Annotated in this window: 9 protein-coding genes; 3 read left to right on the top strand and 6 right to left on the bottom strand. The window is 68.2% G+C overall.

Translation table 11 applies throughout. The features are described from left to right. The first annotated feature begins 15 nt into the window (after positions 1 to 15). Positions 16 to 1,419 (top strand): sigma-54-dependent transcriptional regulator, encoded by a 1,404-nt coding sequence (locus AB4Z32_RS20685; protein WP_442123754.1) that lies wholly within the window; start codon positions 16 to 18, stop codon positions 1,417 to 1,419. Continuing rightward, positions 1,416 to 2,831 (top strand): sensor histidine kinase, encoded by a 1,416-nt coding sequence (locus AB4Z32_RS20690; protein WP_442123755.1) that lies wholly within the window; start codon positions 1,416 to 1,418, stop codon positions 2,829 to 2,831. The genes AB4Z32_RS20685 and AB4Z32_RS20690 overlap by 4 nt, the downstream gene beginning before the upstream one ends. Positions 2,832 to 2,877: 46 nt before the next feature. Here AB4Z32_RS20690 and AB4Z32_RS20695 read toward each other — a convergent pair whose 3' ends face one another. Continuing rightward, entirely contained in the window at positions 2,878 to 5,034 is a 2,157-nt protein-coding gene (locus AB4Z32_RS20695) for a S46 family peptidase (protein ID WP_442123756.1), read from the bottom strand. A gap of 197 nt (positions 5,035 to 5,231) precedes the next feature. Here AB4Z32_RS20695 and AB4Z32_RS20700 point away from each other — a divergent pair, with 197 nt between their 5' ends. After that, on the top strand, positions 5,232 to 6,233 hold the full coding sequence (locus AB4Z32_RS20700; protein WP_442123757.1) for a bile acid:sodium symporter family protein: 1,002 nt from the start codon (positions 5,232 to 5,234) through the stop codon (positions 6,231 to 6,233). Here the strand turns inward: AB4Z32_RS20700 and AB4Z32_RS20705 are convergent. The 5 genes from AB4Z32_RS20705 to AB4Z32_RS20725 all read right to left on the bottom strand — a co-directional run. Then, positions 6,230 to 6,706: a hypothetical protein gene (locus AB4Z32_RS20705; protein WP_442123758.1), complete on the bottom strand. Its 477-nt coding sequence runs from the start codon at positions 6,704 to 6,706 to the stop codon at positions 6,230 to 6,232. The genes AB4Z32_RS20700 and AB4Z32_RS20705 overlap by 4 nt on opposite strands. Before the next feature lie 199 nt (positions 6,707 to 6,905). Continuing rightward, a complete protein-coding gene (locus tag AB4Z32_RS20710) occupies positions 6,906 to 8,378 on the bottom strand; it encodes an efflux transporter outer membrane subunit (RefSeq protein WP_442123759.1) in 1,473 nt (490 codons plus the stop codon). An 8-nt stretch (positions 8,379 to 8,386) separates the two neighbouring features. Beyond that, positions 8,387 to 11,692, bottom strand: coding sequence for an efflux RND transporter permease subunit (locus AB4Z32_RS20715; protein ID WP_442123760.1), 3,306 nt, complete (start codon positions 11,690 to 11,692; stop codon positions 8,387 to 8,389). Further along, positions 11,689 to 14,904: an efflux RND transporter permease subunit gene (locus AB4Z32_RS20720; protein ID WP_442123761.1), complete on the bottom strand. Its 3,216-nt coding sequence runs from the start codon at positions 14,902 to 14,904 to the stop codon at positions 11,689 to 11,691. The genes AB4Z32_RS20715 and AB4Z32_RS20720 overlap by 4 nt, the downstream gene beginning before the upstream one ends. A gap of 139 nt (positions 14,905 to 15,043) precedes the next feature. Then, positions 15,044 to 16,237, bottom strand: a 1,194-nt coding sequence (locus AB4Z32_RS20725) for an efflux RND transporter periplasmic adaptor subunit (RefSeq protein WP_442123762.1), incomplete at its 5' end; no start/stop codon positions are given.

Raw genomic sequence — 16,237 nt, forward strand, 5'->3', positions numbered from 1 at the left:
GTTCGCATTAAAAATATGGAAGCAACACGCAAGCGGCGCATCCTGATCGTCGACGACGACAGCGCAGTCCAGGTCTCGCTGGCCCTGCTGCTCAAGCAGTCCGGCTTCGAGGCGGTCTGCGCCGACGGTCCGCAGCAGGCGCTGGAGCAGCTGCAGGCCGGCCCGGTCGACCCGCAGTTCGACCTGGTTTTACAGGACATGAACTTCTCCCTGCAGACCAGCGGCGAGGAAGGACTGGACCTGCTGGCCCGCATCAAGCAGCTGCAGCCGGCGCTGCCGGTGCTCCTGATGACGGCCTGGGGTTCGATTTCGCTGGCGGTGCGCGGCGTGAAGGCCGGCGCCGCCAACTTCTTCACCAAGCCCTGGGACAACGCCCAGCTGGTGGCGCTGGTCGAGGCCACGCTGGAGCTGGCAAGGCCGGCGCGTACGCCCGCCCTCACCCGCCGCGCGCTCGACGCGCAATGCGACTTTTCCGGCATCGTCGGCGAGCATCCGAAGCTGCTGAAGGTGCTGGAAACCATCGCCCAGGTGGCGCACACCCGCGCGCCGGTGCTGATCCTCGGCGAGAGCGGCACCGGCAAGGAGCTGATCGCCGACGCCATCCACCGCAACAGCCCGCGCGCCGCTCATCCCATCGTCAAGATCAATATGGGTGCGATCACGCCGACCTTGTTCGAGAGCGAGATGTTCGGCCATGTACGCGGGGCCTTCACCGATGCGCGCAGCGACCGCAAGGGCCACATCGCCAGCGCCGACAAGGGCACGCTCTTCCTCGACGAGATCGGCGAGCTGCAGCGCGGCGACCAGGTCAAGCTGCTGCGCGTGCTGCAGGACCAGCGCTACCAGGCGGTCGGCGCCAGCTCCACGACCCAGGCCGACCTGCGCGTGGTGTCGGCCACCAACCGCGAGCTGGCAGAGCTGGTGGCGAGCGGCGAATTCCGCGAAGACCTGTTCTACCGCCTGAACCTGATCACGATCCGCCTGCCGCCGCTGCGCGAGCGGCGCAGCGACATCCCGCTGCTGGCGCGCCACATCGCCGCCGGCGTCGCCGAGGGCTACGGCCTGGGCGAGGTCGTGCTGGCGCCCGGCGCGCTGGACTGGCTGTCGAACCAGCCCTGGCCGGGGAATATCCGCCAGCTCAAGCAGACCCTGGAGCGTGCCCTGCTCCTGGCCGGCAAGCAGCATCTCGGCCAGGCCGACTTCCTGGCCGCCAGCGCGGTCGACGAGGGCGTACCGGGGGCGCGCCTGGGCGTGGACGGGATGACGCTCGAGCAGGTGGAGCGTCACATGATCGAACAGGCGCTGCAGCAGCACGCGGGGAATATCTCGCGCATGGCCAAGGCGCTCGGCCTGTCGCGTACGGCCCTGTACCGCCGCCTCGAACGCCACGGCCTGGGCGCCGGCGTGCGCGAGGAATGAAGCTTCGAGCATTGAAGCTCCAGCCGCCCAGGCTCCAGACGCGGCTGGCCGTCTACCTCGCACTCCTGCACCTGGCGCTGGGGGGCTGCGCCGTCCTGCTGCTGCCTGAACGCCCGCTGCTGTTCGTCGGCGCCGAGCTGATGCTGGCGGCCAGCTTTGCGCTGGGCTGGTGGCTGATCCGCGGCGCTCTAGAACCGCTCGGCTACACGCGCCGCTTCCACGACCTGCTGCAGGACCAGCAATACGCCTCGCGGCTGGCGGCGCCCGGGGTGACGGAACTCGACGACCTGGTCGGCATGTTCAACGGCATGCTGACCGCGCTGCACCGCGAGCGCCTGGCGATCGGCGAGCAGCAGGGCTTCCTGGAACGGCTGCTGGAAGCCACGCCGAGCGCGGTGCTGGTGTTCGATTTCGACCATGCGATCAGCCTGGTGAACGCCAGCGCCACCGCCCTGCTGGGACTCGATGCGCCGCTCGGCAAGCCGCTGTCTGCCTGGACCGGCGATGACGCGGCCTTCGACCCGGCGCTCGACGAGCGCGGCCGCGCGCGCAGCCGCGACCTGGCGCGCCAGCTCGACGCCCTCGCCCTCGGCGACAGCCGCCTGCTGGTCGACACCGAGGGACGCCGCTATCGCGCCCAGCGCAGCCGCTTCTTCGACCGCGGCTTCGCACGCCACTTCCTGATCGTCGAGGAGCTGACCGCGGAACTCGAGGACTCCGAACGCGCCACCTATGCGCGCCTGATCCGCGTGCTGGCGCATGAGGTCAACAACACGGTGGCGGCCACCGGCTCGGTGCTCGACTCCCTGCTGACCTACCGCGGCCAGCTGGCGGAGCGCGACGCCGGCGACTTCGTGACCGCCATCGTCGCCGTCAAGCGCCGCAACGTCAGCTTGGGCGAATTCATCGACCGCTTCACGCGGGTGGTGAAAATGCCGGCGCCGGAGCCGCGCCCGACCCGCCTGCAGGACGTGGTCGACGACATCCTGTGGCTGAACCGGGAACAGTGCAATGCGCGCGGCATCCAGCTGGGCTGGAGCCGCTGCGATACGGTGGCGCCGATGCCGCTCGACGTGAACCTGATCGAACCGGCCCTGCTGAACATCGTCAAGAACGCGGTCGAAGCCATCGACGAGCGCAATGCGCGCGACGGTTCGAGCGGCGGCGCGATTCGTGTGGAACTGGAAGATCTGGGCGAGCGCGTTCGGCTGTCGGTGATCGACTCCGGCGGCCTGCTCGAGGACGGGCAGGCGCAGCGCCTGTTCACGCCCTTCTTCAGCACCAAGCGCGGAGGCCAGGGAATCGGCCTGATGTTCGTGCGGGAGGTGCTGCAGCGGCATGGGGCCGGTTGTGCGCTGGCGCCCGCGGGGGCGGGTGAGACGCGCTTCGATATCTGGTTTCCGGCTGCCTGAAAACATCGTCCCCGCGAAGGCGGGGACGATGGTGGGACTGATCCGCTTACTTCTTCGGATACTTGATCGTCATTTCCTTCAACAGGTTGTCGGCATGGTCGACTTCCTTCATCACCCACAGCATGTAGCGGATGTCGACGTGGATCGCGCGGGTGATCACCGGGTCGAAGTACCAGTCCTTGGTGATCGACTCGTAGGTCGAATCGAAGTTCAGGCCGACCAGTTCGCCGCGCTTGTTCATCACCGCGGAACCCGAGTTGCCGCCGGTGGTGTCGGCGCTCGACAGGAAGTCGACCGGCACGGTGCCCAGCACCGGATCCTTGAACACGCCGTAGCGCTTGTCGCGGATCGCCTGCAGCAGATTGTCCGGGGCGTTGAACGGCTCCTTGCCGGTGTTCTTCTCGAGGATGCCCTGCACGGTCGAAAACGGGCCCTTGACGACGCCGTCGCGCGCCTGGTACGAACCCACGGTGCCGTAGGTCACGCGCAGGGTCGAGTTGGCGTCCGGGTAGACCGGTTTGCCCTGCGACTTCTTCCAGGCGATCACGGCTTCCATGTACTGCGGGATCACACGTTCCAGGTTGCCGTCGACTTCCTTGCGGTGGTCTTCCAGCGCCATGCCGGTGTCGTGCAGGCGCACGGCCAGCTGGATGAAGGGATCGTTCGACTTGCGGAAGGCTTCCGGATCCTTGCCGATCCAGGCCAGGCGCTTGGCGGTGTCGGCCAGTTCGGTCGACTTGACCATCGCCGGGACCGCGTCGGCCTTCGGCAGCAGCGCGTCCAGGCCCTGCGGATGGTTTTTGGCGTCGATCCTGGCGTAGCGGTTCAGGGCCGCCTGCCAGCGGGCCTGGTCCACGCTCGGCACGAAGGACTGTTCGAGGCGGGTCAGGCGCGCCTTGATGAAGGACAGGTCACGCTCCTGGTAGCCGGCTTCGCGCTGGGCGTCCGGCTTCTGGCGCTCGAGTGACAGGCGGTACAGGGTGCGCGCGCTCTTCAGCAGGTCGCTGTGGGTGGCCTCAAGCCATGCCGCTTCCTGCTGCGAGCCGGCCATGTCGTTGCCGATCGCGGTGTCGAGGTCGGACAGCAGGCTGCCGCCTTTGCCATGCTGCTTGTACCAGCTGCGGAACTCGGCATCCTGCTTGTCCTTGATGGCGGCGATGTCGGTGCGCGCGAAGCCGTCCATCAGGCCCTGGGTCTTCTTCAGTACGTTGTTCAGGCTCTTCGCCACGCTGGCGTAGCGCACGTCCCAGTTCGGGTTGCCCATGGTGCTTGCTGCGATCACCGACAGGTCGGCGGTGATCGATGCGGCCTTGGCCGGGTAGTCGACGTCGCGCGCGAAGCGGACTTCGGACGGCAGCTTGTAGCGGCTGGTGCGACCCGGATAACCGGCCAGCAGGATCGGATCGCCGGCCTTCAGGCCTTCGGCCGACACCACCAGGAAGTCCTTCGATTTGTACGGCACGTTGTCCGGCGAAGGATCGGCTGGGCGGCCATCCTTGCCGACGTAGGCGCGCAGGAAGGAGAAGTCGCCGGCCTGGCGCGGGAACTCGTAGTTGTCGATGTCGCCGCCGAAGTTGCCGACGGAGTCCGCCGGCGCGTACACCAGGCGCACGTCGCGGATCATCAGCTGCTTGATGCGGTAGTACTCGCCGCCGCGGTGGAAGGCCGGCACCGAGCAACGGTAGGCTCCTTTGTCACTGCTTTCGCATTCGGCGATCAGGGCCTTGATGCGGCTCTCGACCTGCTCGTGGCGCTCCTTGCCCGACAGGCTGGGCGACAGGCCCTTGAGGACGCGGTCGGTCACGTTCTCGACCTTCTCGGTCACGTAGACCAGGGTGTTCGGGCCGCCCGGCAGTTCGGCGTCGCGGGTCTTGGCCAGGTAGCCGTTGACGATGTAGTTGTGCTCCGGGGTCGAGTTGCGCTGCACCGCACCGTAGGCGCAGTGGTGGTTGGTCACGACCAGGCCGTCCGGCGAGACGAAGGAGGCCGAGCAGCCGCCGAGCGAGACGATGGCGCTCATCGGGTGCTTGGACAGGTCGGCCAGCTTCTCGGCCGGGATGGTGATGCCGATGCGCTTGAGTTCGGACTTCAGCTGCGGCAGCTGGTGCGGCTGCCACTGGCCCTCGTCGGCGTGAGCGGAGGCGATGACCCCCATGATTGCGACGGCAGGCAGAGCGAAGTTAAGAAGCGTGGATTTGAACACGGTAGACCCCAGGGTGAATAAAAAGCAAGCGCGAGTATATCGTCCTTGGTTATGACTGGAAATAACTTTCTCTCCAAACATCACCTTGTGCTTTTGCCGCGTATTGACGACCGCGGCGGTCAGCGCCTGTCAGCGGCGGATGTTGCAACGCGATAGAATAGAAGGTTGCTCCGTCGATGTTTGCGAATAAAGCCCTCATGTCTGCCCTTGCCCGCCTCACCGCCGCCGTGCGCGGTCTGATCCCTGATTCCTTCACCGTCATGCTGCTCTGCACCGTGGCGCTGGCCAGCGTGCTGCCCTGCCAGGGCGAGACCGCGGTGGTGTTCGGCAAGGTCACCACCTTCGCGATCGGCCTGCTGTTCTTCCTGCACGGCGCCAAGCTGTCGCGCGAAGCCATGGTGTCGGGGCTGACCAACTGGCGCCTGCACCTGCTGGTACTGGCCTCGACCTTCGTGATGTTCCCGCTGCTGGGCCTGGCGATGAAGCCGCTGGCGACCAGCGTGCTGCCCCCGGACCTCTACATCGGTCTCCTGTTCCTGTGCACCCTGCCCTCGACCGTGCAGTCGTCGATCGCCTTCACCTCGGTGGCGCGCGGGAATGTGGCCGCCGCCGTGTGCAGCGCCTCGGCCTCGAACTTCGTCGGCATCTTCGTCACGCCGCTGCTGGTGGGTACCCTGATCGTGCAGGGCGCATCGTCGGCGGGCGGATCCTCGCTGGACGCCATCGTCAGCATCGTCGAACAGCTGCTGCTGCCCTTCCTGGCCGGCCAGTTCCTGCGCCCCTGGATCGGCACCTGGGTCGACCGCCACAAGCCGATGCTGAAGATCGTCGACCAGGGCTCGATCCTGCTGGTGGTCTACACGGCTTTCAGCGAATCCGTCAACGAAGGCCTGTGGCACAAGCTGTCGCTGCCGACCCTGATCGGCCTGGGCGTGCTGTGCTGCGTGCTGCTGGCGCTCGCCCTCGGCCTGGCCACTTTCGCCAGCCGCCGCCTGGGTTTCTCGCGCGAGGACGAGATCACCATCGTCTTCTGCGGCTCGAAGAAGAGCCTGTCGAGCGGCGTGCCGATGGCCAAGGTCCTGTTCGCACCGGGTGCACTGGGCATGGTGATCCTGCCGGTGATGCTCTTCCACCAGATCCAGCTGATGGTCTGCGCGATCCTGGCCGCCCGCTGGGCGCAACGCCAGCAATCGACCTAGATCAAACCGTAATTCGGGGTCAGAGCACTTTTTTGGGCAAGTTCTTCAGGGGAAGCGTGGATGTGGACCAGGGCCGCGCCGCCCCACCACAGCTCGATCGACGACGGCAACAGCACCGCCGCCGCGCCGACCGCGGCAAAGATCCGGCGCTGGCGCGGCGTCATGCGCGGATGCTGCAGCATGGTGCGGGCGTCATGGGCAACGAAGCCGAGCAGGCCCAGCACGCCGAGGACGAACAGCAGCCGCAGCGGCAGATCGCCTAGGCCGGTGGCAATATCCGCATCCCAATAAGCCAGCGCTGGAATCGACAGGCTCACGCTGGCCAGCACATCCAGCACAGCAACACCCGCCGGCCGCCCGCCGCGCCTGAAATCGGCACGCCGCATCCACACCGTCAGCACGATGGTGCCAAGCAAATAAAGAGCCGCCCACGCGGGCGAGCCCGTTCTCAAAAATTCGGGGTCAGAGCGCATTTCTCGCAAAATTAGGGGTCAGAGCACATTTTGGGGCAAAAGCTTAACGGCATTTCTTGCGAAGGATAAGGACGGGCCTGAGTAGCGCGGCCCTGCACCCTAGCGCCAGAGTATTTCACCAAAGACCTTTCCAGAAAAAGTGCTCTGACCCCGAATTATCAGCAAAAAGTGCTCTGACCCCGAATTTTAAGTTGCTGGCTTACTCGGCGTGCCAGCCGCCGCCCAGGGCCTGGATCAGGGCCACGGCCGTGGTCTGGCGGGTGGATTGGGTCGTGACGAGAGAGCGGCGGGCGTTCAGGGCGGTGACCTGGGCCTGCACCACTTCGGAGTAGCTGACCTGGCCGGCCTTGTAGCGGTTCAGCACCTGCTGCTCGACCTTGTCGGCGGCTTCCGAGGCGCGGCGCTGGAGTTCCTGCTGCTGGCTCAGCACGCGGGTGGTGGACAGCTGGTCTTCGACGTCGGCGAAGGCGGTCAGCACGGTCTGGCGGTAGCGCGCCACCGCTTCCTCGTGGGCGGCGCGCGCGCTTTCCACGCGGGCGCGGGTGGCGCCGGCGTCGAACAGGGTCTGGGCGGCCGACAGGCCGAAGGACCATGCCGCGGCCGATGCGTTGAACAGCTCGCTCACCTTGCTGGCCGAGGTGCCGTAGGAGGCGCTCAAGCCGATGTTCGGGAAGTAGGCCGAGCGCGCGATGCCGATCTGCTCGTTGGCGGCGGCCACGCGGCGTTCGGCGCCGGCGATGTCCGGACGGCGCTGCAGCAGGGTCGAGGGCACGCCGATTGGCACCTCCGGCACGAAGAAGATGTACTGCGCCTGCCCCTGCGGCCGCGGCGCGATCGACAGGTCGGCCGGCGCCTTGCCGGCCAGGACCGCGATCGCATGCTCCAGCTGGGCGCGCTGGCGGGCCTGGCTCAGGTCGTCGCTCTGGGCGCTGGCGAGCTGGGTCTCGGCCTGGTAGACGTCCGAGTGCGGCGCGATGCCGGCGTCGTAGCGGTTGCGGGTGATCGTCAGCACCCGCTGGTAGCCTTCGATGGTGGTGGCCAGCAGCGCGCGCTGGGCGTCGATCGCGCGCAGCTGCAGGTAGTCGGCCGCCAGCTCGCCCTGGGCCGACAGGCGCGCCGCGGCGAGGTCGGCGGCGCTGGCCTGGGCGCTGGCGCTGGCGGCGGTCACGCCGGCGCGCAGGCGGCCCCACACGTCCGGTTCCCAGCTGGTGCCCAGCGACAGCCGGTAGGCGTTCCGCGCGCCGCCGCCCGCGCTGCCGCCGCCGATGATGTTGCCGTTGGCGTCGACGGTGGCATTGCCGCTGCCGCCGCCGCGCGTGCCCGAGCGCGTGCCCGAGCCGTTCAGGGTCACGCTCGGGAACAGCGAGGCGCGCTGTTCGGACACCAGGGCGCGCGCCTGGGCGTAGGCCGCCACCGCCGCCGCCACGTTCTGGTTCGAGACCTCGACGCTGGCCGCCAATTCGTTCAGCTGCGGGTCGTCGAACAGCGTCCACCACGGCCCGCGCTCCAGCGCATCGGCAGGCGCCGCCGGCACCCATCCCTGCAGCTCCTTGAAGGCCGCCGGCTCGGGCGCCGTCGGGCGCTGGTAGGCGGGGCCGACGGCGCAGGCGGAGACCAGCGCGGCAGCCAGCATGGCAAGGGTGATCGATCGCAGGGACGGGTTGGTACGCATGGTTCTTTTCATTGAGTGGTAACCGGAGACTCGTGTTCGTGGGGATGGCGCGCCAGCTCGCGCTCGTGCGGGCTGGCGCGGCGCAGCTTGTCGAGGTAGACGTAGACCACGGGCGTGGTCAGCAGCGTGAGCAGCTGGCTGGCGATCAGGCCGCCGATGATGGCGATGCCGAGCGGCTGGCGCAGCTCGGAGCCTTCGCCGAAGCCGATCGCCAGCGGCAGCGCGCCCAGGGCGGCAGCCAGGGTCGTCATCAGGATCGGCCGAAAGCGCAGCAGGCAGGCCTCGCGCACCGCCTCGGTGGCGGACAGGCCGCGCGCGCGCTCCGCCTCGAGCGCGAAGTCGATGATCAGGATCGCGTTCTTCTTGACGATGCCGATCAGTAGGAAGACGCCGATCAGCGCGATGATCGAGAACTCCATCTTGAACATCAGCAGGGCCAGCACCGCGCCCACGCCCGCCGACGGCAGGGTCGACAGCACGGTGATCGGGTGGATCAGGCTCTCGTACAGGATGCCCAGCACGATGTAGATCACGACGATGGCCGCCAGGATCAGCAGCGGCTGCTGCTGGTTCGATTCCTGCGCCTGCTTGGCCTGGCCCTGGAAGCTGCCGCGCACGTTGACCGGCATGCCGATCGCCGCCTCGGCGTCGCGCACCGCGGCCTGGCCGTCGGACAGCGAATAGCCCTGGTTCAGGTTGAAGGAGACGGTGGTGGCCAGCTCGCCGTCCTGGTGGTTCACCGAGCTCGGGGTCGAGCGCTCGGCGAATTTCGCGATCGCCGACAGCGGCACCATGGGGGTCGACCTGGTCGACAGCGCCGAGCCGCTGGACGGGTCGCGCGCCGCCGTCAGGTTGCTGGGCGCGGCCGGGGTGCCGGCGCTGGCGGTCGAGCTGGTGGAGCTGGTGGAGCTGCCGGACGTGGCGCCGACCGTGCCCGTGCCGGTACTGGAAGAAGTGGCCGACGACGCGCCGGCACTCTTCGCCGGCACGTAGACATCGTCCAGCGCCTGCGGCGACTGCGCATACTTCTGCGCCACGCCCATGATCACGTGGTACTGGTTCAGCTCATCGTAGATGTTGGCGACCTGGCGCTGGCCGAAGGCGTTGTACAGCGCATTGTCGACGTCCTTGGCGCTGATGCCCAGGCGCGCCGCGCTTTGCGTGTCGATGTCGACATAGGTCTCGACGCCGTTCTCGGCCTGATCGGTGTCGACGTCGATCAGCGCCTTCTGCTGTTTCATGGCGTCGGCCAGGCGCGTCGCCCACATCTTGAGGTCGGCCCGGTTGTCGCTCTTGAGCGTGTACTGGTAAGTCGAGTTGCTCTGGCGTCCGCCCATGCGCAGGTCCTGCACCGGGTTCAGGAACAGCTGCACGCCGGTGACCCGCGCCAGCTTGGGCCGCAGGCGGGCGATCACGGCCTGGCCGCTCTCCCCTTTCGCGCGCTCGCCCACCGGCTTCAGGTTCAGGAACATGAAGCCGCCGCCGGCGCGCGAACCGCCGGTGAAGCCGACCACGGTATCGACCGCCGGATCGCTCTTGATGATGTTGACCAGCTGGCGCAGCTTTTCCTGCATGGCCTGGAAGGAGATGCTCTGGTCGGCGCGGATGCCGCCGTTGATCTGGCCGGTGTCCTGCTGCGGGAAGAAGCCCTTCGGCGCGGCCGAGAACAAAAACACGTTCAGGCCCACCACGAAGGCCAGGATCAGCATCACCAGCAGCTTCATGTCCAGCGCCCAGTCGAGCGCGTGCTCGTAGCTCTTCAGGATGCGGTTGAAGCCGCGCTCCGCCCATTGCGCCAGCCTGCCCGGCTTGCGTTCCACGTGGCCGCCCTTGAGCAGTACCGCGCACAGCATCGGCGTGGTGGTCAGCGAGATCACCAGCGAGATCATCACCGCCGCCGACAGGGTCACCGCGAACTCGCGGAACAGCCGGCCCACCTGGCCGCCCATGAACAGCAGCGGGATGAACACCGCGACCAGCGAGAGGCTGATCGACAGCACCGTGAAGCCCACTTCCTGCGCGCCCAGCAGGGCCGCCTTCATGCGGTCCATGCCCTGCTCGACGTGGCGGCTGGTGTTCTCCAGCACCACGATGGCGTCGTCGACCACGAAGCCGGTAGCGACGGTGAGCGCCATCAGCGACAGGTTGTTCATCGAGAAGCCGAGCAGGTACATGACGCCGAAGGTGCCGAGCAGCGAGACCACGGTCGCCACCGCCGGCACGATGGTGGCGCGCGCGCTTCTCAGGAATACGCTGACCACGGCGACCACCAGCAGGATCGAGATCATCAGCGTCAGTTCGATCTCGTGCAGCGAGGCGCGGATCGAGTTGGTGCGGTCCGAGGCCACCTGCATGCTGACGTCGGCCGGCAGCTGGGCCTGCAGGGTCGGCAGCAATGCGCGCACGCCGTCGACGGTCTCGATGACGTTGGCGCCCGGCTGGCTGGTCACCAGCACGATCACCGCCGGCTGGCCGTTGAACAGGCCGAGGGTGTTGATGTTCTCGACGCCGTCGGTGACGTCGGCAATGTCCTGCAGGCGGATCGCGGCGCCGTCGCGCCAGGCCACCACCAGGCCGCGGTAGTCGGCCGCGGTGCGTCCGTTGGTCGGGGTATTCGCCTGCGAATAGATCTGCAGGCGCATGCCGCTGCCTTCCAGTGCGCCTTTCGGGCGGTTCGGATTGCTGGCCTGGATGGCCGCGCGCACGTCCTCGCTGGACAGGCCGTAGCGGTTCATCTGGAAGGGGTTCAGGTCGACCCGCACCGCCGGCAGCGAGCCGCCGCCGATCTCGACGTCGCCGACGCCGCGCACCTGGGCCAGCTTCTGCTGGACGGTGTTCGAGACCTCGTCGTAGATCTGGCCCGGGCTGCGCGTCTTCGAGGTCAGCGCCAGGATGATCACCGGCGCGTCGGAGGGATTGGCCTTGCGGTAGGTCGGGTTGCTGCGCAGGGTCGCCGGCAGGTCGGCGCGCGAGGCGTTGATCGCCGCCTGCACTTCGCGCGCGGCGGAATCGATCTGGCGGTTCAGGTCGAACTGCAGGTTGATGCGGGTCGAGCCGTTGCCGCTGCTGGAGGTGATCTCGTTGACGCCGGCGATGACGGCCAGCCTGCGTTCGAGCGGCGTGGCGACCGAGGACGCCATCGTGTCCGGGCTCGCGCCCGGCAGGTTGGCCGACACCGAGATCGCCGGGAAGTCCACCTGGGGCAGCGGCGAGACGGGCAGCACGAAGAAGGCGGCGATGCCCGCCAGGGCCAGGCCCAGAGTCAGGAGCACGGTCGCGATCGGGCGCCGCACGAACGGCTGCGACAGGTTCATGCGCCCGCTCCGTGCGGATCGTCGATCCGCTTCTGGCTTGCCGGCTGCGGCGTCAGCAGGGCCGGCTGCTGCGGTGCCGGCCAGGCTTGCGGATGCCCGCCGCCCGGACCGTCATCGGAACCCGGCCCGTGCGGCTTGGCCGGCGCTTCGCCGCCCCAGCGCCGCGCCAGGCGGTCGAAGGCCAGGTAGATCACCGGGGTGGTGAACAGGGTCAGCATCTGGCTGACGATCAGGCCGCCGAAGATGGCCAGGCCCAGCGGACGGCGCAGCTCGGCGCCCTCGCCCCAGCCGAACATCAGCGGGACCGCCGCGAACAGCGCTGCCAGGGTCGTCATGATGATGGGGCGGAAGCGCAGCATCGCGGCCTGGTGGATCGACGTGCGCGGGTCCTTGCCCTCGTCCCGTTCCGCCTCGATGGCGAAGTCGATCATCATGATCGCGTTCTTTTTCACGATGCCGATCAGCAGGATGATGCCGATGATGCCGATCACGCCCAGGCCCTGGCCGGTCACCATCAGCGCCAGCAGCGCGCCGACGCCGGCCGACGGCAGGGTCGACAGGATGGTCAGCGGGTGGATGTAGCTCTCGTACAGCACGCCCAGCACGATGTAGACGCAGACCACCGCCGCCAGGATCAGCCACAGCTGGTTCGACAGCGAGTTCTGGTAAGCCCCGGAGGCGCCCAGGAAGGTCATGGTGACGGAAGCCGGCAGCTTGATCTCCTGCGCCGCTTCCTTGATCGCGCTGACCGCCGTGCCCAGCTTCACGCCGGACGCGGTGTCGAAGCCGATCGTGGTGGCCGGGTACTGGGCGACGTGGGTGATCTGCAGCGGCGCGGCCTGCTCGGTGATCGAGGCGATCGCGGACAGCGGCGTCGGCTGGCCGGAACCGGTGCGCAGCTGCAGGTTGGACAGGGCGTCGAGCGACATGTCCTGCGGCTGCTGGGCTTCCAGGATCACGCGGTACTGATTCGTCTCGGTGAAGATGGTCGAGACGATGCGCTGGCCGAAGGCGCTGTACAGGGCGTCGTCGATGTTCGAGGCCGTCACCGACAGGCGCGAGGCGCTGTCGCGGTCGATGTTGACGTAGGCGGCCGCGCCGGTCGCGCCGGCATCGGTGACGACGTTGCGCACTTCCTTGCGGCGGGCCATCGCGTCGGCCAGCTTGTTGGCCCACTCGGTCACGGTCTTGGTGTCCGCGCCCTCGATCGACAGCCGGTACTGGGTCGGGCCGTTCTCGGCATCGATGGTGAGGTCCTGGGTCGGCTGCAGGTAGAGCGTGACGCCGGCGACGTTATGGCTCACGCGGTCGCGCAGGCGGTTCATCAGCTCTTCCTGGTCGCCGTGTCCCTTCTTCAGGTTGATCAGCATGGTGCCGGTGTGGAGCATGGTGTTGTTGGCGGCGTCCACGCCGACGGTCGAGCTGAGCGAGGCGACGTCCGGGTCGGCCAGGATCTCGCGGGCGGCGGCCTGCTGGATCTCGCTCATGGCCTGGTAGGAGATCGCCTGGCGCGCCTCCACGCGCGCCTGCAGCTGGCCGGTGTCCTGGGTCGGGAACAGGCTCTTCGGAATGAAGATCCACAGCAGCGCCGTCAGCACCAGGGTCCCCAGCGCCACCAGCAGGGTCAGGCCCTGGCGCTCCAGCACCCAGTTCAGCGCGCGGTCGTAGTAGGCGATGGTGTCGTCGAAGGTCGCCTGGAAGCGGCGTGCGAAGCGGGAGTTGTGCGCCTCGTCGTTCTGGCGCAGCCAGCGCGCCGACATCATCGGCACCAGGGTCAGCGAGACCACCGCCGAGATCAGGATCGTGATCGCCAGCGACACCGCGAACTCGCGGAACAGGCGGCCGACCACGTCGCCCATGAACAGCAGCGGAATCAGGACCGCGATCAGCGAGACCGTCAGCGAGATGATGGTGAAGCCGATCTGGGTCGCGCCCTTGAGCGCGGCGGCCATCGGCTGCTCGCCTTCCTCGATGTAGCGCGAGATGTTCTCGATCATGACGATGGCGTCGTCGACCACGAAGCCGGTGGCGATCGTCAGCGCCATCAGCGACAGGTTGTTCAGGCTGTAGCCCAACAGGTACATGACGCCGAAGGTGCCGACCAGCGAAATGGGAACTGCGAGACTGGCGATCACGGTGGCGCGGACGCTGTGCAGGAAGGCGAAGATCACCAGCACCACCAGCAGCACGGCCAGCACCAGCTCGATCTGCACGTGCTCGACCGAGGCACGGATGCCGGTGGTGCGGTCGGACAGCACGTCCACGCGCAGCGACTGCGGCAGGCTGGCCTGCAGCTCGGGCAGGCGCTCCTTGATGGCGTCGACGGTGGCGATCACGTTGGCGCCCGGCTGGCGCTGCACGTTCAGGATGATGGCCGGCTTCATGTTGGCCCAGGCGCCCAGCTTGACGTTCTCGGCGCTGTCGACCACGCGGGCGACGTCGCCCAGGCGCACCGGCGCGCCGTTGCGGTAGGCGACGATCAGGTTCGTGTAGTCCGGCACCGTGACCAGCTGGTCGTTGGCGTTGATGGTGTAGGCGCGCGCCGGGCCGTCGAAGCTGCCCTTGGCGCTGTTGGCGTTGGCCGCGGTGATGGCGGAGCGCAGCGTGTCCAGGCCCAGGCCGTTGGCGGCCAGGGCCTCGGTATTCGCCTGGATCCGCACCGCCGGACGCTGGCCGCCCTGCAGGGTCACCAGGCCGACGCCGGTGACCTGGCTGATCTTCAGAGCGAGCCGGGTGTTGACCAGGTTCTGCACCTCGGTCAGCGGCACCGTGTCCGAGGTGATCGCCAGGGTCAACACCGGCGCATCGGCCGGATTCACCTTGGCGTAGACCGGCGGCGCCGGCAGGTCGGTCGGCAGCAGCGAGCCGCCGGCATTGATCGCGGCCTGCACTTCCTGCTCGGCCACGTCCAGGGTCTGGCCCAGGCTGAACTGCAGGGTGATGACGGACACGCCGGCGGCGCTGGTGGAGCTCATGCGCGACAGCCCGGCCATCTGGCCGAACTGGCGCTCCAGCGGCGCCGTCACGGTGCGCGCCATCACTTCCGGGCTCGCGCCCGGGTACAGGGTCTGCACCTGGATGGTCGGGAAGTCGACCTGGGGCAGCGCCGACAGCGGCAGGAATTTATAGCCGACCAGGCCGGCCAGCACGATCGCCAGCATCAGCAGCGAGGTGGCGACCGGGCGGCGGATGAAGGGGGCGGATGGGCTCATGCTGCCCCCTCGCTACGCCATGCACGCTGATCACCACGTCGCCCCCGCGAAGGCGGGGGTCCAAGTTCTGCCTGAGCGGTCGAAACGCAGGCAAACTTGGGTTCCCGCCTGCGCGGGAACGACGAGTATTCCATGCTCATCATTGCGCCGCCCCTCCCTGCTGCTGGCGGCGCTGACGGTGTTCGCCCGGCTGGCCCTGAGCGCCCTGCGCCCCGCCCTGTCCACCGCGGCCGCCCGCACCGGCACCGGCCGGACGATCCCCAGGCAAGGTCACCTTGGCCCCATCCTTCAGGCGGTCCGCGCCTTCGGTGATGACGGTCTCGCCGCCTTCCAGACCGCTGACGATCTCGACGCGCTCGGCATTCGCCTGGCCGCGCTTGACGGTGCGCAGCGCGACGGTCTTGTCCTGCGGGTTCAGCACGTAGACGTAGTCGCCGCTGGCGCCGTGGCGCAGGGCCGTCACCGGCACCGTGACCGCGTTCTTGATGGTGTTGATCTGCAGGCGCACGTTCACGAACTGGCTGGGGAAGAGCTTGCCGCTGTCATTGGTGAAGCGGGCCTTGGCGCGCACCGTGCCGGTCTGGGTGTCGACCTGGTTGTCCATCGCCATGAAGCGGCCCTCGGCCAGGCTCTGGGTGCGGGTGCGGTCCAGTGCGATGGCCGGCAGGACCGCGTTCTGGTTAATGCGCTGCTGCAGTTCCGGCAGGTGGTCCTGGGGCACCGCGAATTCGACGTCGATCGGCGACTGCTGGGTGATCACGGCGATGCCGTTGGCGTCGTTTGCGCTCACCAGGTTGCCAATGTCGACGTTGCGCAGGCCGACCCGGCCCGCGATCGGCGCGCGCACCTGGGTGTAGCCGAGGTTGATGCGGGCGATGCCTTCGGCCGCCTTGTCGGTGGTAACGGCACCTTCGAGCTGCTTGACCAGGGCCGCCTGGGTGTCGACGTCCTGGCGCGCGATCGAATCCTGTTCCAGCAGGGTGCGGTAGCGCTGCAGCAGCACGCGCGCGCTTTCCAGTTGGGCTTGGTCGCGCTGGCGCTGGCCGGTCGCCTGCAGCAGGCTCATTTGCGCGGGGCGGGCGTCGATGGTGGCCAGCACCTGGCCTTCCTTGACCAGCTGGCCTTCGGTGAAGGTGATCTTCTGCAGCACGCCGCCGACCTGGGGCCGCACGGTCGCCACCGCCGCCGGGGTCACGGTGCCCAGCGCTTCGAGGGTGATCGGGATATCGCTGCGCTCGGCCTTGCCGACGCCGACCGTGGTGGCCGCCATGCCGCCGCCGCGGCCTCCACGGCCGCCGCCGCCCGGGCTGCCGGCGCCCGCGTCGCCCTGCCC

Origin of the sequence: Massilia sp. 2TAF26 (assembly GCF_052115005.1) — a bacterium.
Taxonomy (GTDB): domain Bacteria; phylum Pseudomonadota; class Gammaproteobacteria; order Burkholderiales; family Burkholderiaceae_D; genus Telluria.